This window comes from Roseomonas sp. HF4 (assembly GCF_005222755.1).
In the GTDB taxonomy this organism is placed as follows: Bacteria; Pseudomonadota; Alphaproteobacteria; order Acetobacterales; family Acetobacteraceae; genus Neoroseomonas.
The window spans coordinates 178420-197495 of the sequence record NZ_STGD01000009.1 but is presented as its reverse complement, the minus strand read 5'-3'; the positions used below and the strand labels follow the sequence as shown (position 1 = coordinate 197495).

Genomic DNA, 19076 nt, shown 5'->3' with positions numbered 1-19076 from the left:
CGCGCCTCAGACCAGGACCTTGCCTTCGTCGGTGACGCCGGCGACGCCACCCTCCTGCTCCGGCCCCAGGATCATCTCGTTGTGCGCGGCACCCGACGGGATCATGGGGAAGCAGTTCTCGTCCTTGGCCACGCAGATGTCGGCGATGACGGGCTTGTCGATCGCGATCATCTCGCGGATCACGCGGTCAAGGTCGGAGGCGTCCGTCGCGCGCATGCCGACGGCATGGAAGCTTTCCGCCAGCTTCACGAAGTCGGGCAGCGCCGCGGAATAGCTCTCGGAATACCGGCCGCCATGGAGCAGTTCCTGCCACTGGCGGACCATGCCCATGTACTCGTTGTTCAGGATGAACACCTTCACCGGCAGCCGGTACTGCGCGAGCGTGCCCATCTCCTGGATGTTCATGAGGATCGAGGCCTCGCCGGCGATGTCGATGACCAGCGCGTCGGGATGCGCGATCTGCACGCCCATCGCCGCCGGCAGCCCGTAGCCCATGGTGCCGAGCCCGCCCGAGGTCATCCAGCGGTTCGGCTGCGCGAAGCCGAAATACTGCGCCGCCCACATCTGGTGCTGGCCGACCTCGGTCGTGATGAAGGTCTCGCGCCTCATCTCCTGCGTGATCTCATAGAGGCGCTTGACCGCGTGCTGCGGCTTGATGATGCGCCCTTCCTGCCGGTAGCGCAGGCAGTCCTTGGCGCGCCATTCGTCGATCCGGCGCCACCAGGCGGTCAGCGTCGCCTTGTCCTGGCCGGCGCCGTCCTCCTTCCACGCCGCGATCAGGGCCGCGAGCACCCGGCCCGCATCGCCCACGACCGGCACGTCCACCGGCACGTTCTTGTTGATCGAGGACGGGTCGATGTCGACGTGGATCTTCTTCGAGTCCGGCGCGAAGGCATTGAGCCGCCCGGTCACGCGGTCATCGAAGCGCGCGCCGATGTTCAGCATGACGTCGCAGCCATGCATCGCGAGGTTCGCCTCGTAGGTCCCGTGCATCCCCAGCATGCCGAGGAAGAGCGGGTCGCCCGCCGGATAGGCGCCGAGCCCCATCAGCGTGTTGGTGCAGGGAAAGCCCGTCATGCGCACGAATTCGCGCAGCAGCGCCGACGCCTCGGGCCCGGAATTGATGACGCCGCCGCCGGCGTAGACGATCGGCCGCTTCGCCCCCTTCAGCAGCGCGACTGCCTTGCGGATCTGCTCGGGGCAGGGTTCCGTCCGCGGGCGATAGGACCGGTGCGGCGTGGTCGGCGCATCCGAATAGGGCGCCTTGTTGATCAGGATGTCCTTCGGCAGGTCGATCACGACCGGGCCGGGGCGGCCCGACTTCGCGACGTAGAAGGCTTCGTGCATGACGCGCGCGAGGTCGCCGGGCTTCTTGACCAGGTAGTTGTGCTTGGTCGCCGGCCGCGTGATGCCGGTCGTGTCGGCTTCCTGGAAGGCATCGTTGCCGATCAGGTGCGTCGGCACCTGGCCGGTCAGGCACACGACCGGGATGCTGTCCATCAGCGCGTCCACGAGCCCCGTCACGGCATTGGTCGCGCCGGGGCCGGAGGTGACCAGCACCACGCCCACCTTGCCGGTGGACCGCGCGTAGCCCTCGGCCGCATGCACCGCGGCCTGTTCGTGGCGCACCAGAATGTGGCGGATGGCGTTCTGCTGGAACAGCGCGTCATAGATCGGCAATACCGCGCCGCCGGGATAGCCGAAGATGACCTCGACGCCCTGGTCCTTCAGCGCGCGCAGGACGACCTCGGCACCCGACAGGGTCAGGGCTTCGGTGTTGGCGGGCATGGTGGCGGCGGACATCGCGTCGGGCTTCCTCTCGAGAACGGGCACCGCCCGCGAGGATGCCGCGGGCGAGGCGCGCTCCTTAGCCCCCTTGCTGCGCCGCGTCAACGCAGGCGATCAACAAAAGCGAAGCATTCCGCAAGAAAACTTGCCGATAATTGCGCCAGACCCGCGATACGCGCATGGATCGTATGCGTCCGGGACGGATTCGCCAGCGCGTGATGGCGGAACCAGGTCGCCTGGCGCTTCGTGTACTGCCCGGTATGCAGGATCGCCCGCCGCGACGCCTCGGCCAGCGCCATCCGCCCCGCCAGCACCGCCACCAGTTCCGGCACGCCATGCGCGCGCATCGCCGGCAAGGCGGGGTCGAGCCCGAGTGCCGCCAGCGCCCGGACCTCCTCGAGCGCGCCGGCCCCGAGCATGGCGTCCCACCGCGCGGCGATCGCGGCCCGCAGCGCATCGCGCGGCGGGTCGAGCAGCACGGCAGAGAACCGCCAGGGCGCCGGCCGGCCGCCCCCGCCCGCCTGCCAGGCCGCCAGCCCCCGCCCGGTGCCGCGCCAGACCTCGTAGGCGCGCGCCACGCGCTGGCTGTCGCCCGGGCGCAGCCGCGCCGCCGTCTCCGGGTCCGCCGCCGCGAGCCGGGCATGCAGCGCCGCCGGCCCGTCCTCGGCCAGCATCCGCCGCGCCTCCTCCCGCGCCGCCGCCGGCACGGGCGGGATGTCGGACAGCCCCTCGGTCAGCGCCGCGAGATACATCCCCGTCCCGCCGCAGAGGATCGGCAGCCGTCCCGCCGCGCGGGCATCGGCCATCGCGGCCAGCGCCGCGTCGCGCCACCACGCGACGCTCGCCGCCTCGGCCGCCGGGCGCACGCCATAGAGGCGGTGCGGCACGCGCGCCTCCTCCTCCGCCGTCGGGCGGGCAGTGAGCACGCGGAGCTCGCGATACACCTGCATGCTGTCGGCATTGATCACGGTGCCCGCGAAACGCTCGGCCAGCGCCAGCGCCAGCGCCGACTTCCCGCTCGCGGTCGGGCCCGCGACGATCAGCGCGGCCGGTTGATCCCCGGTCATGGCGCGGGCATACCGCGCTGCAGATGGAACACGTCCTCACCCTGGTGGCACCGCGCGGCGGGCTCTCCGCCGCCATGCTCCACACGGCGCGCGATGCGCTGGCCGCCCTCGGCGCCGCTGCCGGCACGCCGGACTGGCTCTCCCCGGAGGAAGCGGCCGACCTGCCCTTCGAGGGCCTGGCGCCCGAGCAGGCGGATGCGGCGGCGCGCGCGGCGCTGACCGGCCAGGCGGTCGACATCGTCGCGCTCGCCGCGCAGGGCCGCCGCAAGCGCCTGCTGATCGCCGACATGGACAGCACCATCGTCACGACCGAGACGCTGGATGAACTCGCCGGCCAGGCCGGCATCAAGGACCGCATCGCCGCCATCACGAAGCGGGCGATGAACGGCGAGCTCGACTTCGAGGGCGCGCTGCGCGAGCGCGTCGGCATGCTGGCCGGCCTGTCCTCCGAGGCGCTGCAGCGCACCTGGGAGGAGACGGCGCTGATGCCCGGCGCGCGCGAATTGGTCGCGACCATGCGCGCGAACGGCGCCCGCTGCGCGCTCGTCTCCGGCGGCTTCACCTTCTTCACCGGCCGCGTCGCCGACCTGGTCGGGTTCCACGAGCACCACTCCAACACGCTGATCGAGGCCGACGGCCGCCTCACCGGCCGTGTTGCCGAACCCATCCTCGGACGCAACGCCAAACTGGCGAACCTGAAGCGGATCGCGGCGGCGGAAGGCATCGGCCTCGACGCCACGCTGGCGGTGGGGGATGGGGCGAACGACCTCGACATGATCCAGGCCGCGGGGCTCGGCGTCGCGTTCCGCGCCAAACCGGTGGTGGCGGCGGCGGCGCGCGCGCGTGTCGATCATGGCGACCTGCGGGCGCTGCTGTTCGCGCAGGGCTACCGCGCGGCCGAGATCAGCGACGGCTGACGCATCGAGGGGGCCTTGCCCCCTCGAACTCCCCCACCAGGGGACGACGGTCCCCTGGACCCGCGGGGGCTTCGCGCAGCGGCCCCTAGCGCCAGCCCGGCGCCAGCACCCAACGCCCGTCGAAACGCTGCAGCAGGTCACGCGCGGGGTCCATGCCTGCCCGCGCGCGGGCCAGCGCCGCCGCGTCGCCCAGCACGTAGAAGGTCCGCGGCTCGTGCGCGCCCCGCTCCAGCACCGCGGCGACGCGCACGTTCACCGCCTCCACCGCGCGCGGGTCGAGCCGCGCGAGATAGACCGCATCGGTCTCGAGCCCGCGCGTCGCGGCATAGACCGCCACTTCTTCCCAGTTCGGCGCCTGCATGCCGGTCGGCACCACCCGCACGTAGGCGTAGCGGCCCGCCGCCTCGGCCCAGAAGGGGTCGGCGAGACGCAGCGACACGGTCGCCGGCTGCGGCGCGAAATAGTGATGCAGCCGCGCGAAGCCGGGGCGGAGATCGATCGCCTGCAGCATCAGCGCGGCGAACAGCGCCGCCCCCGCGCGCCGCGCGCCGAGCCGCGCCACCAGCGCCGCCGCCGCGCCGAACAGCGCGGCGTAGAGCACCGGCCAGAAGAAGCGCTCCGACGCGCGCAGCGCATCCGCCTGCGCCACGATGAAAGCCGGCAGCGGGATCACCTCGAATTCCCGCCCGCCGATCGCGACGCGATGCGTCACCGCCAGCAGCAGCAGTCCCGCGAGCACCAGCACCAGCGCCCAATGCCGCCGCAGCACGCCGCGCGGGCCGGTCGCCCAGGCGAGCGCGCCCGCCGCGAGCACCGCCAGGCCGCCGAGACCGGGATAGGAATTGCCGGCCTCGAGGTGATCGGCCGTCGCGATGTCGGGCAGGATCGCGCCCCAGTAGCCGCGGTCGAAGGGCGCCAGCAGATCAAGCTGCATCTTCCCGTAGCCGCCCCAGGTGCCGCCGAAGCCGCCGCCCAGCAGGAAGAAGCCGCCGGCCCAGAGCCCCGCGATGCCCGCAGCCGGCACGCCGATCGCCTCGGCGCCGATCAGCGCGCCGCCGCGCCGGTCCCGGTCCGCCGCGCGCGCCAGCCAGTCGGCGGCCCAGAGCGCGCCCACCATCGGCAGGAGGTAGGCCTGCACCAGCGCGGATGCCGCCAGCAGCGCCGCCCAGGCCGCCGCACGGCGCGGCCCCTGCCCCGGCACGACGCAGAGCCAGAGCCCCGCCAGCAGCAGGAACTGCCCGCCCAGCGCGAAATGCCCGCCAAGCCTGGCCAGCAGCAGCGGCTGCATCACGAACAGTCCCGCGGCGGCCAGACGCGCCATCGGCGCCTGCGTCACGCGCCCCATCAGCGCCCAGGCGAGCACCGCCTGCAGCGCGCCGCAGGCATAGATCCAGAGGCCCCAGTACTGCGCGACCTCCAGCAGCGGCCGCAGCGCCTTGAACAGGAAGGCCAGCAGCGGAATGGAGTCCGAGTAGAAGACCGAGGAGGCGAGCTCCATCCCCCAGCCCGGATTGGCGCCGGGCGGCCAGCGCCAGTCATCCCGCGCGAAGGCCGCCCAGCCGAGCCAGTACTGCACGGGGTCGGGGCCGATGCGGCCAGAGAGCATCCAGCCGGTATCGGATGGCGGCAGGATGAAGCCGCCGAAGGCGCTCCAGACGACGAAAAGGCCGAGCGCCGCAGCCGCGGCGGCACCGACGATCGACGGGATCCGTTGTGTCACGCCACGAAGAAGGTCGGGGGGAAGGGAACTTCCCCCCGAGCCCCCCAGCCTTCTTTGTCACCGGGCGCCAAGTGACAGAGAAGGGAGGGGGATCGGGGGAGGTTCCCCTCCCCCGACCTCTGCCTCGTCACCCGGGCGATCCGCGCTCGCCCCGGAGCCGGAGCGGCACGAACCGCTGCCCGCCCGCCCCCTCGATGGCGAAAAGCGCGACACCGCGGTTCTGCTGGCGCAGCCGTTCGATCCGCTGCTGCACCTCGGCCGGCGTGGAGACGCGCTCCTGCTGGACCTCGACGATCACGTCGCCCGGGCGCAGCTCGCGCTCGGCCCCGGGGCTGTCCGGCGCGACCTCGACGATCACGACGCCGCGCTGTTCGGGACGCAGATTGAAGCGTTCCCGCAGCTCGTTCGTGATGGGCGCGATACGCAGCCCGAGGCCGGTGAGCTCCACTGGCCGCGCGGGCTCGGGCGCGGCGGGCGGCGCGGCTGCCTGCTGCGGGTCGGTCGGCAGCTCGCCCAGCGTGACGCTGATCGTCTCCTCCTTGCCGTCGCGCCAGACGATGACGGGCACGGCGGCGCCGACGGTATTGTCGGCGACGATGCGGGGCAGGCTCCGCATCTCCCGCACCTCGACGCCGTTGAAGCGCAGGATGACGTCGCCGGCGCGGATGCCGGCGGCGGCTGCGGGGCCGCCTTCCTGCGCGCGGGCGACCAGCGCGCCGCGCGCGCCGCCGGGCATACGGAGCGCCTCGGCAATCTCGTCCGTCACCTGCTGGATGTTGACGCCGAGCCAGCCGCGCCGGACGCGCCCGCCGTCGCGCAGCTGCGCCACGATGCGCTGCGCGAGGTTGGACGGAATGGCGAAGCCGATGCCGATCGACCCGCCGGTCGGCGAATAGATGGCCGTGTTGATGCCGACCACCTGGCCCGCCATGTTGAACAGAGGCCCGCCGGAATTGCCGCGGTTGATGGCGGCGTCGGTCTGGATGAAGTCGTCGTAGAGGCCCTGGCGGATGTCGCGCCCGCGCGCCGAGACGATGCCCGCCGTGACCGAGCCGCCGAGCCCGAAGGGATTGCCGATCGCGACCACCCAGTCGCCCACCTCGGCCTCGTCGGAATTGCCCCAGGGCACCGCGCTGAGCGGCTTGTCGGTCTGGATGCGCAGCACCGCGAGGTCCGTGCGCGGGTCGGTGCCCAGCAACTCCGCCCGGATCGAGGTATTGTCCGCGAGGATGACGTTGATCTCATCCGCGCCGTCGATCACGTGGTTGTTGGTGACGACGATGCCGGCCTGCGCGTCGATGATGAAGCCCGAGCCGAGCGACTGCCCGCGCCGCTGCGGGCGCTGCGGCTGCTGCGGCGCGCCTTCCTGGCCGGGCGGACGGTTGCGGTTGAAGAAGTCGCGGAAGAATTCCTCGAAGGGGCTGCCAGGCGGCGCCTGCGGGATCTCGGGCGCATCCGGCCGACCCGGGCGCGGCCGCACCGCCTGGCTGGTCGAGATGTTGACGACCGCCGGCAGCAATTGCCGTGCGAGCGGCGCGAAGGTTTCCGGCGCGCGCTGCGCGACCGCGGCCGGGGCAAGCGGCGCGGCGGCGACAAAGGCGGCGAGGATCAGAGCGGCGAAGCGCACCATGGGCACCTCTCGGGTGGGTTCCGGGTTCGGTCGGCGTAGGAACATGTGGCGACCCTGCCCGCGGGCGGAAGGCGCCATATTGCATCGAATCGTGCTGGGCGGGACAGTCCGGCTGCGTCAGCCCCGCTGCAGGGCCCAGGCGATGGCGACGCCGAGCGTGGCGGCGACCAACCCGGCCCGGCGGAGCGTGCCGTCCGGCGCCGCCGCCACCGCCGCGAGCGCGCGGCGCATGGCGCCGGGCGCGACCGCATAGGCCAACCCCTCCAGGGCGAGCACGACGGCCACGCCCTGGAGCAGCGCGCCCGACGTCACTGCGGCGTCACGGGCGCCGGGGCGGTGACGGGCGCAGGCAGGGCCGGCACGGGCGTCGGCAAGGCAGCCGGCGCCACCGGGGCGGGCACCGTGCCGGGCCGCAGGCCCCGGCCCGCGCTCTCCCGGAAGAAGCGGAAGAAGTCGGAATCCGGGGTCATGACCAGCCGCGTGTTGCCTTCGGAGAAGGCTTCCCGATAGGCCTGCATCGAGCGCCAGAACTGGAAGAACTCCACGTCCTTGCTGAAGGCCGCGGCGACGATGCCGATCGACTCCTGCTCGCCCTGGCCGCGCAGGACGTCGGACTGCGCCTCGGCCTCCGCCAGCAGGACGGCGCGTTCGCGCTCGGCGCCGGCGCGGACGCGCTGCGCCACTTCGGCACCTTCGGCGCGGGCCTCACGCGCCACGCGCTCACGCTCGGACTGCATCCGGGACAGGATCGCCTGCGTGTTCTCCTCCGGCAGGTCGGCGCGGCGGATGCGCACATCCTCGACCTCGATGCCGAACTGCCGCGCCTCGGTGTTCACCTGGCGCTGGATCTCGCCCATGATCCGCACGCGATCGGACGACAGGACCGAGAGCAGCGGCTCGTTGCCGAGCACACGGCGGAGCGAGGAGGAGACAATCGAGTTGAGGCGGGCGCGGATGCCGGCCTCGGTCGCGCCGACCGTTTGGTAGAACACCAGCGGATCGGTGATGCGGTAGCGCGTGAAGCTGTCCACGATCAGTCGGCGCTGGTCGCCGAGGATCATTTCCTCGCCGGGCGCGTCGAAGTCGAGCAGCCGCCGGTCGAAGGTGATGACCGACTGGATGAAGGGCACCTTGTAGTGCAGCCCCGGCTCGCGGATGACGCGGATCGGCTGGCCGAACTGGGTGATCAGCACCTGCTGCGTCTGGTGCACGGTGAACAGCGTCGACGCCGTGGTGACGACGACGACCGCGAGGGCTGCAAGCAGCGCGACGGAGCGGTTCATCGCGTGATCCCCTGGTTGCGGCTTTGCACGACGCCCGGGCCCTGTGGCAGGGCCGGGGGCAGCGGCGCTGGCCTGGTGGACGGCGCGGTGCCCTGCGGCGCGGGCCGCGGGATGGCGGCACCCTCGCCGAGCGGCAGGAAGGGCACGATGCCCTGCAGGCGGTCGTCCACGAGGATCATCGGGTTGCGCCGCAGGATCTCCTCCATGGTCTCGAGGTAGAGGCGGCGGATCGTGATGTCCTGCGCCACCTGGTAGGCCGCGAGCACACTCGTGAAGCGCGCAGCCTCGCCTCGGGCGCGGGCGATCTGGCTCTCGCGCACGCCCTGCGCTTCCTGGACCAGGCGCTCGGCCTCGCCGCGGGCGCGGGGGATTATGTCGTTGCGAAAGCTCTCGGCCTCGTTGCGCAGGCGCTCGCGGTCGGCATTGGCGCGCTGCACGTCGCGGAAGGCGTCGATCACCTGGGCGGGCGGGTCGACCTTCTGCAGCTGGACCTGCACGATCTCGATCCCGGCGCCGTACTGGTCGACGATCGACTGCGTGCCGCGGCGCACCTCCTGCTCGATCTGGGCGCGCGCCTCGGTCAGCGCGGGCTGGATCGGCGTGCGGCCGATCACCTCGCGCATCACGGATTCGGCCGCGGACTTCACGGTGCTCTCGGGGTTGCGCGTGTTGAACAGGAATTCGCCGGCGTCGCGGATGCGCCAGAACACGGCGACGTCGATGTCGATGATGTTCTCGTCGCCGGTCAGCATCAGGCTTTCGGCGAGCACGTCCCGCGCCGGCTGCACGCGCCCGGTCACCACGGGCGTGTCGGCGGCGCCGACGAAACCGATGTCGACGCGGTTGATGCGCGTGACGCGCGGCGTCGTCACGCTCTCGACCGGCCAGGGGATATGGTAGTTCAGGCCCGGCGGCGCGGTGCGGTCGAAGGCGCCGAAGCGCATCACGACGCCCTGCTCGTCAGGCTGCACGCGATAGAAGCCCGAGCCGGCCCAGACCGCCACGACAATGAGGCCGAGCAGCGCGATGCCCTTGCCGCCGCCCTTCGGCAGGTAGCGGCGGACCGCCTCCTGCGCCTGGCGGATCATGTCGTCGAGGTCGGGGCCACGGCCCCCAGGGCCACCACTGCCACCGCCGCCGGGCGGGGGCGGCGAGCCCCACGGCCCGCCGGGCCGCGGGTTCCCCCAGGGAGAATTTCCGCCGCTGTTGTTCCAGGGCATCCGACGCAGGGCCTCCACGCGCAAAACCAGTGATGACGATCCGCCCGACGCCTGCCATGAGGGGTGCAAGCGGGGCGGCGCCCGACCATATGGACGCCGGCCGGGTGCCGGGGAAGCCGCCTGATGGAAGGCACCCTCACCCGCAGCGTCGATATTGTCCAGGAACGGGGGCTTTTCAAGCGATGGCAGACACTCTGGCGGAGGCGGTGCTGGCCGCGCTCCGTGCGGTGAAGGACCCCGCGACCGGGCAGGACGTGGTCGCGGCCGGCATGGTGCAGGGGCTGGCCGCGCGCGATGGCCTCGTGCAGTTCAGCCTTGAGGTGCCGCGGGACCGCGCGGCGCAGATGGAGCCGGTCCGGTCCGCGGCGCAGGCCGCCGCCGCCGCCGTGCCGGGCGTGTTGAACGCAACCGTCGTGCTCACCGCGCACCGGGACGCCGCTCCGCAGCCCGCGACGCCCCGCCAGGCGGCGCGCGCGCCGTCCGGCCAGGGGCCGATGCTGCTGCCCGAGGTCGGCGCCATCGTCGCCGTCGCCTCCGGCAAGGGCGGGGTCGGCAAGTCCACCACGGCGGTGAACCTGGCGGTCGCGCTCGCCGCGCAGGGGCTGAAGGTCGGGCTGCTGGATGCCGACATCTACGGCCCGTCGCTGCCGCAGATGCTCGGCACGCGCGAACGCCCGCGCGCCACGGGCCAGCGCATCACGCCGCTGTCGCGCTGGGGCCTCAAGGCCATGTCCATCGGCTTCCTGGTCGAGGAGGAGACGCCGATGATCTGGCGCGGCCCGATGGTGATGGGCGCGCTCGAGCAGATGATGGGCCAGGTCGACTGGGGCGCGCTCGACATCATGATCGTGGACATGCCACCCGGCACCGGCGATGCGCAGCTGACCATGTCCCAGCGCGTTCCGCTGGCCGGTGCCGTGATCGTGTCCACGCCGCAGGATGTCGCGCTGCTCGATGCCCGGCGCGGCGTCCGGATGTTCGAGAAGGTGAACGTCCCGGTCCTGGGCCTGATCGAGAACATGTCCTATTTCTGCTGCCCAAACTGCAGCCACCGCACCGACCTGTTCGGCCATGGCGGCGCGAAGCGGGAAGCCGCGCGGCTCGGCGTCGAGTTCCTGGGCGAATTGCCGCTCAAGCTCGAGATCCGGGAGTTGTCCGATGCCGGCACGCCCATCGTGACCTCCCGCCCCGACACGGCCGAGGCGGCGGAATACCGCCGCATCGCCGCCCGGGTGTGGGAGAAGGCACGCGCGCCGGCGGAGGGCGCGCCGGCGATCGTGGAGGATTAGAGCCGGTTCCGTCGGGATTCGGGTCTCGCCGTCCCCGGCGCGCATCCGCGATGCGCGTGTGTTTCAAAGGGGAAGGCGGGGGGGGGGGGTGAAGTTCTCTGCTCCCCCCCCCCCCGCCCTTGCGGCCCGTCAGGCCGCGCGCGTGAAGGGAAGGCTCACCCCGAAGCGCGCGGCGACCGGCGCCAGCTCCTGGCGGTGGATCGCCACCACCAGCACGCCCATGGCCCAGGTGAAGATCGCTTCCTTGAACAGGCCGCCGCCGTCGCCGTAGGGGTCGATGCCGATGGGCCCGATCGTGTGGAAGAAGATCGCGCCGCTCATCAGCCCGATGGTCAACAGCCCGCCCCAGACGCGCGTCCAAGGCAGCAGCACCAGCACCGAGGCAAGGATCTCCATGCTCGCGACGCCCAGCCGGACGGGCTTCTCATGGGCCGGGATGCCGAACCAATCGGCCAGCGGCTGGAAGATGAAGTCCACCGAACCGGGATGCCCGGTCAGCTTGTACTGCTGGTACCAGGTGAATTCGTAGGCGATCCAGAGCGCCGGCGCCCAGGCCAGCAGGCGGAGGATGCGGTGGGTGCGGGTCATGGCGGCGTCCCTCGTCGCGTGTGACAGGAATTTCGGCGCCTCTCGACGGAAGGTTACGGACGCGCCCTCAGCGCCGGATCGTCATGCGCCCGACAACGAAGCCGAAGGCGAAGGTACCGAGCAGGATGGCGCCCGCATCCCCCAGCATCGCGTGCGCCAGCGGCAGCCCGACCAGCAGCGCCAGCGTGAAGGCGCCCACGAAGGCCCAGCGCCGCGCGACTGGTGACAGGCCGGCGGGCTTCTTCCGCGCCGCAGCCGACGCGCCGCGCGCGGGGGTCGACGCCGGGCGGCGCGGCCGGGCGCGGCCCTTGGCGCTGCCGCTCATGTATGGGGGCCGAGCAGGCGCATCTCCTCCGCCCGGTCATAGAGCCGTCCGATCAGCGCGGCGAAGGCCGGGTCGGCGTCCATGGCCGGCGCCATCCGTGGCAGCGTATCGGCGCGCGTCACGCCGTGCTCCTTCCACGCCTGCCCGCCCGAGAGCACGTTCTGCAGGAAGCCCTGCATCCGGTCGCAGGCCGCGGCGAAGCGCGCCTCAGGCGTCGCGCCGGCCTCGAATTCCTGCCACAGCGCGCGCAGCCGCTGGCCGAGGTCCTCGGGCAGGAGGCCGAACAGGGTCTCGGCCGCCGCTTCCTCGCGCGCTGCCTGCGTCGCACGCGCCGCGGCGTCGTAGGCGAAGGTGTCGCCGGCCTCGATCTCCACGAGGTCGTGGACCGCGACCATCGCGAGCGCCCGGCCGAGGTCGAGGGGCGCCGACACATCGCCATGCAGCAACACGCCGATCAGCGCGAGCGACCAGCAATGCTCCGCGCTGTTCTCCCGCCGGGAGGCGCCGTCCGGCAGCACGACGCGACCGCGGCGCTCGATCGTCTTCAGGCGGTCCGCGACGGCCAGGAAATCGAGGATCGCGGCGGCGCGCTCAGGCTCCATCGCGGCCCAGCGTCTCCATCAACTCGCGCCATTCGCGCTTCGACAGGCCCGAGCCCTCCTGCGTCACGACCTCGCCGGCCAGCATCCGCCGGACGATCGCCATCATCTGCGCCGACAGCGTGACGGCGCCGAGCCGGTAGTCGCGGAAGGCGTCGTGCGCCATCGGCACCCAGGCCTTGACCGTCTCCAGCATCGCCTCGGCATAGACGCGGATCTCGTACTGCGCATGCGCGTCGGCGCGCAGGCTCAGGAAGTGCAGCAGGTTGTGCAGGTCGGTCTTCCAGTACCACTGCGTATAGGCGTTGAGCGTGAGGTTCATGCGCGCCAGTTCCCGCGCCAGGCCCTGCCGGCCCGGATCGCGCGGCGCGCCCGCATCATCCTCGTTCAGCATCTCGAGGTAGTGGTCGTAGTTGCGGGTCGCGTCCTCGCGCAGCAGGTCGAGCACGCGGGCCGCCTCGGCACCCTGCAGGATATCGCCGCGGCCCTGCCGGTTCACCGCCGATTGCGCCGCCAGGTGGTCCGGCGCGGGGATGTAGAATTCCCGGTCGAGGATGGAATAGCGCGCGGAATACTCGTTCACGTTCGCCGTGCGGTGGCGGATCCACTGCCGTGCCACGAAGATCGGCAGCTTCACGTGGTACTTGATCTCGCACATCTCGAAGGGCGTCGAGTGGCGGTGGCGCATCAGGTAGCGGATCAGCCCGCGGTCCTCGTTAGCGGCCCGCGTTCCGCGCCCGTAGGAGACGCGCGCCGCCTGCACGATCGCGGCGTCGTCGCCCATGTAGTCCACGACACGGACGAAACCGTGGTCGAGCACGGGGATCGCCTGGAAAAGCATCGCCTCCAGCGCGGGCACGCTCGGGCGGCGCGTGCGGCCCTCGGCGGCGCGCGCGGCGTCGATCTCCTGCTGCTGTTCGGGCGTCAGCGCCATCCGGTCCCCCTGCGACGATCGACGCCGTATTAGGGGGGAAAGGCCGAGTCGTCACAGGGCGACCAGGGAGGGGCGCCGCCCCTCCCCGGACCCCGCCCCGCCAAAGGCCGAAAGGCCTTTGGAAACCAATACCTTGAGTCAGCGCGGGTCCAGGGGACCGCCGTCCCCTGGCGGGGGAGCTCGAGGGGGCGGCGCCCCCTCGACGGGCGCCGGCCGCCACCGCACCATGCTCCGGACAGCCCGGAGCCCCCATGTCCCCCCTCGACGCCATCCGCCGCGACCACGCCCAGCTCGCGGCCATCCGCCAGGATTTCCACGCCCACCCCGAACTCGGCATGGCCGAGCACCGCACCGCCGCGCGCGTTGCCGAGCTGCTGGACTCCTGGGGGATCGAGGTGCATCGGGGCGTGGGCGGCACGGGCGTGGTCGGCGTGCTGCGCAACGGCTCCGGCAACCGCGCGATCGGCCTGCGCGCCGACATGGACGCGCTGCCCATCGAGGAACCGGCCGACATGCCCCACCGCAGCACGGTGAAGGGCGTGATGCATGCCTGCGGCCATGACGGGCACACCACCATGCTGCTGGGTGCAGCGAAGTACCTGGCCGAAAGCCGCAACTTCGACGGCATCGTCCACCTGATCTTCCAGCCGGGCGAGGAAGGCTGCGGCGGCGCGCTGGCCATGCTGGCGGACGGGCTGTTCGAACGCTTCCCCTGCGATGCAATCTACGCAATGCACAACCGGCCAGGCATGCCGCTCGGCGAGTACGGCATTCGCAGCGGGCCGACGGCGGCGGGCGGCGCCTTCTTCGACATCGCCTTGACCGGCAAGGGCGCGCATGGCGCGCGGCCGGAGGCGTCCATCGACCCCGTGCTGGCCGCGTGCCACGTCACGACCGCACTGCAGTCCATCGTCAGCCGCACCCTCTCGCCCCGCGACCCGGCGGTGGTCAGCGTGACCAAGGTGCTGGGGGGTGAGGCGTACAACGTCATCCCCGAGACGGCGACGATCGCCGGCACCGCGCGCTTCTTCACGCGCGAGGTCGGCGCGCAGATCGAGGATGGGATGCGTCGCGTCGCGGCCGGCGTCGCCGCGGGCTTCGGCGCCACGGCCGAGGTCCAGTGGCGCCTGATCTTCGCCCCCACCATCAACGATGCGCGCGAGACCGAGGCCTTCGCCGAGGCCGCCGCCGACCTGGTCGGCGCGGAGAAGGTCGCGCGCGACAACCCGCCCGGCATGGGCTCCGAGGATTTCTCCTTCATGATGGAGCGCGTCCCGGGCGCGTACATCCATGTCGGCAACGGTCCCGGGGCGATGCCGCACAACCCGCGCTACGCCTTCAACGACGAGGCCATCCCCTACGGCGCCGCACTCTATGCGCGCATCGTGGAGCGCGGCCTGCCCCGGTGACGCTTGGCCCTCGATATCCCAGCGGGGATACGCTATATAAATCGCGTCACCTCGGTGACTATGGCGATAAACGGCGTATGGAATAAGCGTTGCGGACCCGGGGGCGGTACCCGGCGCCTCCACCATCAACCCCGCCTTATCAGCGGCAGATGGGGGCGAAACAGGCTCGACGCGCGCGGTAAAGATCCGTCTTTTGCCCGGCATGGTACCGCCGTCATCGGACCAAATCACAAGTGCCAATGATAACGGTCGCGAGACCGTGGCGCTCGCTGCCTAGAGATAGGTAAGCGCGGTCCGGGGGGCACCGGGCAACAGAAGCCCCCCACTTCCCCTGGCACCCGACGCCTTGCCGTCCTGAGGCCCCGCCCGGGACGATGCGCGCCGGCCGGAAGGCACAAGGCGCTGGAGCAATCTCCGATCAGGTGATTTCATCCGGCCGGATATTGCTCTAGATGGCCCCATGAGCGACGACGCCGCACCGCCCGAAAGCCTGCTGCCCTATGAAGCCTGGGCCGAGGAGGCCCTGCGCGAGGTCGCGCTCCGTGCGCTCGAGAGCGTCGTCGCCAATGGGCTGCCGGGCGAGCATCATTTCTACCTGACCTTCCGGACCGACCACCCGGGTACCAGCGTGCCGGGCCACCTGAAGGCGCGCTACCCGCAGGAGATCACGATCGTCCTGCAGCACCAGTTCGAGGACCTGCGGGTGGACCGGGAGGCTGGACGCTTCGAGGTCACGCTGTTCTTCGGCGGCGCGCCGTCTCGCCTTGTCGTGCCCTTCGGCGCGCTGACCATGTTCCACGACCCGCATGTGCGCTTCGGCCTGCGCTTCCCCGTGACCGGCGCCGCGACGACGGAATTCGAGGACGCGGCCGAGACCGAGGCGGTGCCCGAGCCGGTGCCCGGTGAAGCGCCCGCCCCGGCGCAGGTCGTCAGCCTCGATGCCTTCCGCCGCAAGCCGGCCAAGGACGGCTGAGGCGGCCGCGCCGGGCCGCCTGCGTTTTACTCCCGCCGCGCGCCCGAGGCGCGGATCACCGGCTCCCAGCGTTCCTTCTCCGCCCGGACGAAGTCCAGCATCTGCGATTGCGGGATCGGCGGCAGCAACTCGAAGCCCAGTTCCACCAGGCGCCGCTGCACGGCCGGGTCGGCGAGCATCGCCTCACTCACCTCGACCATGCGCGCCAGGATGGGCGCCGGCACGGCCGCGACCGTCCCGATCGCGACCCAGGTGGTCATCTCGTAGTCGGGGAAGCCGAGTTCCTTCATCGTCGGGACGTCGGGCAGGAAGGGCGAGCGCTCGGCCGAGGTCACGGCCAGCGGCCGGAACGCGCCCTGCCGGATGCCGGGCAGCAGGGTCGAGATGTTGAAATAGGCGAAGTCCACCTCCCCGCTCTGCGCGGCCAGGATGCCCTGCGCGGCGCCGCGATAGGGCACGTGCACCATCTCGAGCCGCGCCTGCTGCGCCAGCATGGCCGAGGAGATGTGGTGCGTCGTGCCGACGCCGCCCGAGGAATAGGTGAGCTTCCCCGGTTCGGCCCGCGCCGCCGCCAGCAGGTCCGCGAAGGAGCGGATGGGCGAGGCGGTCCGCACCACCAGGGCGTTCGAGATGCCCGCGATGCGCGCGACATAGGCGAAGTCCCGCAGCGGATCATAGGGGATGGACGGGTAGAGCACCGGGTTGAAGGCGACGCTGGTCTGCCCCGTCACGGTGATGGTGTAGCCGTCGGCCGGCGCGCGCGCGACCTGCCCGAGCGCGAGCGTGCCGTTGGCCGCGGGGCGGTTCTCGACCGGCACCGGCTGGCCCAGGCGCTGCGACCATTGCTCGGCCACCAGCCGCGCGAGGATGTCGACGGACGAACCCGCCGCAAGCGGCGCGATCATGCTGATCGGCCGCGTCGGCCACGGCGCCTGGGCTAGCGCGCCGGCGGCGGGCAGGGCCAGGCCGGCGGCGAGCGCCGCCCGTCGGGTCAGCGCAGCAGGTATACGGGGCTGGTCCACAGCACGCTCCCATCCTCGAAGGTGGCACGAAGGAACAGGGCGTTGTCGCCCGGCTTGAGTGCGACGCGGCGCGCGACCCGCATGGCGGCGGGCGCGGCGTCGGGCAGCATGAAGGCGCGCATGCCGCGGCCAAGGCCGCCCGCATCCCAGCGATGCTCGCCGTCCAGCAGGGCGCGCAGCGGCAGCTCGGCCTTCACGAGGCCTGTCTCGATGCGGAGCGTGCCATCGAGGTCGGAGAGCGTCGCCTCCATCGCCTGGAAGCCGCCGGTGGTGACGCCCTGGAAGCGCAGCGTCGTGGCGTCGGCCTCGAAGCGGTGGTCGAGGTTGAAGCGGTTGATCGCCCGGACCGGCCCCCAGCTCGTGCCGCCGCCGAGGCCGATCTCGCCGACCCAGGAGGTCTCGCGCCCGCGCCCGCGGTATTCGCTCCCTTCCCAGACCACGCGGAGCCGAAGCCCCGGGGGCGCGTCGGGGCGGATCACCTCGATGAGATCGCGGCCGTTCCGTAGCTCGATCCGCTCGATGGGCGAGGCGGCCATGATCTCGGCGCTGAACTCGGCGTGGTCGTCGGCGACGCCCGCCAGGATGTCGCCCATCATCGCCTCGGCCGTCTGCCCGTCCGGCGCGCCGCCGAGCGCGGGGTCGTCGATGTGCAGCGCCGCCGGCGTCGCGATCCGGACCGCGACATCCGCGTGCACGCGCGCGGCGTTGGTGGTCGCGTAGTGATGGCGCCGGCGCAGCGCATCGAAGACGCCGGCGCGCGAGAGGTCCGTCGCAAGCAGGCAGGTCAACCCGCCATAGGAGCCGAACTGCGAGGCGCCCGGATGCGACGCGCCCTGCCGCCCCTTGTGTCCGTCCGACCCCGCCACGATGCCGACGCGGCCACCGACCGCGAGCGCATCGTCGAACAGCCAGTCGAAGGTGCCCCAGTCGGAATGGACCTCGACCGAGCGTTCGAGTGCCTTGTCGTGCGCGTAGTGCAGGTTGGCGAAGCGGCCGCCGACATGGGGGATGCAGAAGACCGGCGCGCCCTCGGCGCGGAGTGCGGCATGCAGCGCGCGGGCATCCAGCGCGTCGGTGTGCTCGTCCGCCAGCGCCTCGATCAGCGCGTGGCAGGACCGGCGGATGGTGCGCCCGGAGTCCGGGAAGATCACGTTGCGGTCGCCGCCGAGCGCGGTGTTGCCCGACCATTCGTAGCCCGGCAGGAAGACGAAGCGCCCCGCCTGGTCGAAGGCGTCGAAGGCGCGGTTGAAGTCGGCCCATCCCTCCGGCGTGACCTGGAAGTCGTTGCCCTGGTGGCAGATGGCGTCCACGCCCGCGAGGTCGCGCGCATAGGCCGCGAGCGCATCGATCGAGCCGGTGCCGACCGTCTCGCCGGACTGCCCGTGCAGGTCGGCCCAGTAGGGCGTGAGCGGGCCGGCGGCGACGCGCATCGGGTTCGACGGCGTCTCGTCCCAGGTGATGGTGAGCGCCTCGGCGGCCTCGGCGCGGAGCCCTTCGATCCGGTGGGCGCGGGCGCCTTCGGGCCAGGTGAAGCTCTCGGGCAGGCCGGCGACGGGCGCGCTGGCGCGCAGGCGATGGGTGCCCGCCGGCAATGCGGCCGGGTTGCCCCAGCGGTCGTCGGCGCGCAGCAGCAGGGCGAAGGGCTCGCCCGGCGCGCGGCGCGTCGGCAGGATGGCGAGGCGCCGCGCCGGCGGCCCCGGCACGATGCGAAAGCCCGGCTGCTCGGGCAGCAGCGCCCAGTTGCAGGTCGCGAAGACATCCGCCAGCACCAGGTAGTGGAAGCGCGCCTCGCAATAGGTCTGCATGCGCATCCCGGGCGATCCGCCGCGCGTATCCCCCATGCGGATGGTGATCGTGTCCCCCGGCGAGAGGAAGCCGCGCGCGACGGTGACCGTCAGCGTGCGCGACCAGGGCCGCATCGCGAGCTTGGGGTTGTAGTCGAGCACCAGCTTCGCGCCGTTGGACGCTTCCGCGGTGACGAAGTTCGGCGCCTTCGGGTCGGTGAACTGGGGCCGGCCATTGTCGCTGACCTGGCGCGTGCAGATGCGGAGCGACCCGGTGTCGTCCACGCCGAAGCGCCCGGCGGTGAAGACCAGCGTGTGGGAGGCGAAGGACCCGGCCTCGACCGGCCCGTCCGGCGAGATCGCGACATGCCCGACCTCGGCGGCCCGGTAGTCGGTGAAATGCGCGGTATGGCCGGCATGGGCGTTGGGAAGATCGAGATGGCGGGGGCGCTGCATGGGTCATCCTCGCAACGATGCTGCGTCGCCGCAAGGGAGGCTGACGCGGCCGCCAGCCTGGGCTATTGCTCC

Annotated in this window: 17 protein-coding genes and 1 other RNA gene; 5 read left to right on the top strand and 13 right to left on the bottom strand. The window is 72.1% G+C overall.

All coding sequences use genetic code 11. From position 1 onward, the window contains the following. Positions 1 to 6 precede the first annotated feature (6 nt). Both E8M80_RS15310 and miaA read right to left on the bottom strand, forming a co-directional pair. A complete protein-coding gene (locus E8M80_RS15310) occupies positions 7 to 1803 on the bottom strand; it encodes an acetolactate synthase 3 large subunit (protein ID WP_170979438.1) in 1797 nt (598 codons plus the stop codon). Positions 1804 to 1889: 86 nt separating this feature from the next. Continuing rightward, a complete protein-coding gene (gene miaA, locus E8M80_RS15305) occupies positions 1890 to 2855 on the bottom strand; it encodes a tRNA (adenosine(37)-N6)-dimethylallyltransferase MiaA (RefSeq protein WP_137126562.1) in 966 nt (321 codons plus the stop codon). 23 nt (positions 2856 to 2878) lie between these two features. On the opposite strand from miaA, the gene serB reads away from it, so the two are divergent. After that, positions 2879 to 3772 (top strand): phosphoserine phosphatase SerB, encoded by an 894-nt coding sequence (gene serB / locus E8M80_RS15300; protein ID WP_137126561.1) that lies wholly within the window; start codon positions 2879 to 2881, stop codon positions 3770 to 3772. Between the two features lie 85 nt (positions 3773 to 3857). Here the strand turns inward: serB and E8M80_RS15295 are convergent, their stop codons facing one another. From E8M80_RS15295 to hflK, 5 genes are all read right to left on the bottom strand, one after another. Continuing rightward, positions 3858 to 5492 carry a DUF6311 domain-containing protein gene (locus E8M80_RS15295; protein WP_137126560.1) on the bottom strand — a complete coding sequence of 545 codons (1635 nt, stop codon included), beginning with the start codon at positions 5490 to 5492 and terminating at the stop codon, positions 3858 to 3860. A gap of 127 nt (positions 5493 to 5619) precedes the next feature. Beyond that, positions 5620 to 7167, bottom strand: coding sequence for a DegQ family serine endoprotease (locus tag E8M80_RS15290; protein ID WP_240790058.1), 1548 nt, complete (start codon positions 7165 to 7167; stop codon positions 5620 to 5622). Positions 7168 to 7239: 72 nt separating this feature from the next. Further along, positions 7240 to 7434 (bottom strand): DUF2065 domain-containing protein, encoded by a 195-nt coding sequence (locus E8M80_RS15285; protein WP_137126559.1) that lies wholly within the window; start codon positions 7432 to 7434, stop codon positions 7240 to 7242. After that, positions 7431 to 8405, bottom strand: coding sequence for a protease modulator HflC (gene hflC, locus E8M80_RS15280; protein ID WP_137126558.1), 975 nt, complete (start codon positions 8403 to 8405; stop codon positions 7431 to 7433). The genes E8M80_RS15285 and hflC overlap by 4 nt, the downstream gene beginning before the upstream one ends. After that, complete coding sequence (gene hflK / locus E8M80_RS15275; RefSeq protein WP_137126601.1) at positions 8402 to 9625, bottom strand: FtsH protease activity modulator HflK; 1224 nt, start codon at positions 9623 to 9625, stop codon at positions 8402 to 8404. Before hflK ends, hflC begins: the two co-directional genes overlap by 4 nt. Before the next feature lie 182 nt (positions 9626 to 9807). Between hflK and E8M80_RS15270 the strand changes: the two genes are divergently transcribed. After that, entirely contained in the window at positions 9808 to 10914 is a 1107-nt protein-coding gene (locus tag E8M80_RS15270) for an Mrp/NBP35 family ATP-binding protein (RefSeq protein ID WP_137126557.1), read from the top strand. Between the two features lie 129 nt (positions 10915 to 11043). Here the strand turns inward: E8M80_RS15270 and E8M80_RS15265 are convergent, their stop codons facing one another. From E8M80_RS15265 to thyX, 4 genes are all read right to left on the bottom strand, one after another. Beyond that, a complete protein-coding gene (locus E8M80_RS15265; RefSeq protein WP_137126556.1) occupies positions 11044 to 11502 on the bottom strand; it encodes a hypothetical protein in 459 nt (152 codons plus the stop codon). A gap of 67 nt (positions 11503 to 11569) precedes the next feature. Then, positions 11570 to 11827, bottom strand: a complete 258-nt coding sequence (locus E8M80_RS15260) for a hypothetical protein (RefSeq protein WP_137126555.1) — start codon at positions 11825 to 11827, stop codon at positions 11570 to 11572. Beyond that, positions 11824 to 12429, bottom strand: coding sequence for an HD family hydrolase (locus tag E8M80_RS15255; RefSeq protein ID WP_137126554.1), 606 nt, complete (start codon positions 12427 to 12429; stop codon positions 11824 to 11826). The genes E8M80_RS15260 and E8M80_RS15255 overlap by 4 nt, the downstream gene beginning before the upstream one ends. Then, positions 12419 to 13360: an FAD-dependent thymidylate synthase gene (thyX, locus tag E8M80_RS15250; RefSeq protein WP_137126553.1), complete on the bottom strand. Its 942-nt coding sequence runs from the start codon at positions 13358 to 13360 to the stop codon at positions 12419 to 12421. The genes E8M80_RS15255 and thyX overlap by 11 nt, the downstream gene beginning before the upstream one ends. A gap of 251 nt (positions 13361 to 13611) precedes the next feature. Here thyX and E8M80_RS15245 point away from each other — a divergent pair, with 251 nt between their 5' ends. From E8M80_RS15245 to E8M80_RS15235, 3 genes are all read left to right on the top strand, one after another. Beyond that, positions 13612 to 14769, top strand: a complete 1158-nt coding sequence (locus E8M80_RS15245) for an amidohydrolase (RefSeq protein WP_137126552.1) — start codon at positions 13612 to 13614, stop codon at positions 14767 to 14769. A 6-nt stretch (positions 14770 to 14775) separates the two neighbouring features. Continuing rightward, positions 14776 to 15096: a transfer-messenger RNA gene (gene ssrA, locus E8M80_RS15240) on the top strand. Positions 15097 to 15229: 133 nt separating this feature from the next. Then, the gene (locus tag E8M80_RS15235) at positions 15230 to 15742 is read left to right on the top strand and encodes an SspB family protein (RefSeq protein ID WP_137126551.1); all 513 of its coding nucleotides are present in this window, start codon (positions 15230 to 15232) and stop codon (positions 15740 to 15742) included. Positions 15743 to 15768: 26 nt separating this feature from the next. Here the strand turns inward: E8M80_RS15235 and E8M80_RS15230 are convergent, their stop codons facing one another. Both E8M80_RS15230 and E8M80_RS15225 read right to left on the bottom strand, forming a co-directional pair. Then, a complete protein-coding gene (locus E8M80_RS15230; protein ID WP_137126550.1) occupies positions 15769 to 16764 on the bottom strand; it encodes a tripartite tricarboxylate transporter substrate binding protein in 996 nt (331 codons plus the stop codon). Beyond that, a complete protein-coding gene (locus E8M80_RS15225; RefSeq protein ID WP_137126549.1) occupies positions 16734 to 19004 on the bottom strand; it encodes a DUF3604 domain-containing protein in 2271 nt (756 codons plus the stop codon). Before E8M80_RS15225 ends, E8M80_RS15230 begins: the two co-directional genes overlap by 31 nt. Positions 19005 to 19076: the final 72 nt, after the last annotated feature.

Coding starts and splice junctions, on each gene's coding strand:
- E8M80_RS15310 (WP_170979438.1), bottom strand. CDS start 1,803: ATGTCCGCCGCCACCATGCCCGCCAACACCGAAGCCCTGACCCTGTCG.
- miaA (WP_137126562.1), bottom strand. CDS start 2,855: ATGACCGGGGATCAACCGGCCGCGCTGATCGTCGCGGGCCCGACCGCG.
- serB (WP_137126561.1), top strand. CDS start 2,879: ATGGAACACGTCCTCACCCTGGTGGCACCGCGCGGCGGGCTCTCCGCC.
- E8M80_RS15290 (WP_240790058.1), bottom strand. CDS start 7,167: ATGTTCCTACGCCGACCGAACCCGGAACCCACCCGAGAGGTGCCCATG.
- hflC (WP_137126558.1), bottom strand. CDS start 8,405: ATGAACCGCTCCGTCGCGCTGCTTGCAGCCCTCGCGGTCGTCGTCGTC.
- hflK (WP_137126601.1), bottom strand. CDS start 9,625: ATGCCCTGGAACAACAGCGGCGGAAATTCTCCCTGGGGGAACCCGCGG.
- E8M80_RS15270 (WP_137126557.1), top strand. CDS start 9,808: ATGGCAGACACTCTGGCGGAGGCGGTGCTGGCCGCGCTCCGTGCGGTG.
- E8M80_RS15265 (WP_137126556.1), bottom strand. CDS start 11,502: ATGACCCGCACCCACCGCATCCTCCGCCTGCTGGCCTGGGCGCCGGCG.
- E8M80_RS15260 (WP_137126555.1), bottom strand. CDS start 11,827: ATGAGCGGCAGCGCCAAGGGCCGCGCCCGGCCGCGCCGCCCGGCGTCG.
- E8M80_RS15255 (WP_137126554.1), bottom strand. CDS start 12,429: ATGGAGCCTGAGCGCGCCGCCGCGATCCTCGATTTCCTGGCCGTCGCG.
- thyX (WP_137126553.1), bottom strand. CDS start 13,360: ATGGCGCTGACGCCCGAACAGCAGCAGGAGATCGACGCCGCGCGCGCC.
- E8M80_RS15245 (WP_137126552.1), top strand. CDS start 13,612: ATGTCCCCCCTCGACGCCATCCGCCGCGACCACGCCCAGCTCGCGGCC.
- E8M80_RS15235 (WP_137126551.1), top strand. CDS start 15,230: ATGAGCGACGACGCCGCACCGCCCGAAAGCCTGCTGCCCTATGAAGCC.
- E8M80_RS15225 (WP_137126549.1), bottom strand. CDS start 19,004: ATGCAGCGCCCCCGCCATCTCGATCTTCCCAACGCCCATGCCGGCCAT.